This window comes from Nocardia sp. NPDC060220, assembly GCF_042727815.1.
GTDB lineage: Bacteria > Actinomycetota > Actinomycetes > Mycobacteriales > Mycobacteriaceae > Nocardia.
Window position 1 is genome coordinate 1 of sequence record NZ_JBHWZY010001402.1, and the last position, 1,007, is coordinate 1,007.

At 64.3% G+C, this 1,007-nt stretch carries 2 protein-coding genes; one reads left to right on the forward strand and one right to left on the reverse strand.

Going from position 1 to position 1,007, the window contains the following annotated elements:
• Window positions 1-51: 51 nt before the first annotated feature.
• Window positions 52-486, reverse strand: coding sequence for a Fur family transcriptional regulator (locus tag ACFWF3_RS37095; protein ID WP_056809750.1), 435 nt, complete (start codon window positions 484-486; stop codon window positions 52-54).
• Window positions 487-625: 139 nt separating this feature from the next.
• Between ACFWF3_RS37095 and ACFWF3_RS37100 the strand changes: the two genes are divergently transcribed.
• Window positions 626-1,007, forward strand: a 382-nt coding sequence (locus ACFWF3_RS37100; protein ID WP_379318949.1) for a hypothetical protein, incomplete at its 3' end; no start/stop codon positions are given.

The following is a 1,007-nucleotide window of genomic DNA, read 5'->3' on the forward strand; positions in this document are numbered from 1 at the left end:
CCGTGTTGGCTTCCGCGATAGGTGGGTGTTCCTCGGGCACGGTGAATCCTTTCAGGAGAGTGATGGTGATGTCGTGCAGTCGGGGCACCTGCCCCAGTAGATGACTTCTGCCTCGTCGACGACGAAACCGCGGTCGTCGAGGGGAGTCAGACAGGGTGCGTCGCCGACGGCGCACTCGACATCGACGATCACCCCACAGGATCGGCACACCAGGTGATGATGGTTGTCACCGACGCGGGTCTCATAGCGCGCGACGGTGCCCATCGGCTGGATCCGCCGGAGCAGTCCGGCGCTGGTGAGTGCCCGCAGTACGTCGTAGACGGCCTGCTGGCTGACGGCCCCGAGGGTGGCTCTGACTCGGCTCAGAATGGTGTCCGTATCGGCATGCGGATGCTGGTGCACTGCGGTGAGCACCGCCAGGCGTGGCGCGGTGACGCGCAGGGAGGCTGCGCGCAGCATCTGTTCGAAGTCCGATGTGGTGGACACATTCCAGATCATGACTCATTCCAGATGATGTGGGGGCGGGTTTCCAGGATGAGTTGTGATGACATACCGGGCAATTCGCGCAATACTGGCGAGGAAGACCGGATCGGGGAGTCCGGTCCATGAGCATGGGGTGGGAACGATGTCGAATCGTCAGTGGTATGCCGTGTCCGCGATCGCGGTGGCCCTTCTGGTAGCGGGATGCGAGTCGGGACAGTCCGTCGACGCCGCGCCGGCGAGCAGTTCGTCGAAGGCGACCACGACCGTGCGCGCGACCACTCCCGCGGCGCCGGTGCTGAACCGTCGTGGCGAGAACGGAGCGGTGGTCCAGCAGGACGGGCTGGTCGGTGCGGGCAAGCTCGACATCGTCAACGGCAACAGCGACGACTTCGCGGTCGTGGTGACCAACGGTGATCCCAAGAAGCCGCAGGCCACCATCTACGTGCAGGGCAATTCCAACGCCACCCTCACCGGGATCGACGGCACGTACTACGTCTATCTGAAGACCGGCAAGGATTGGGACG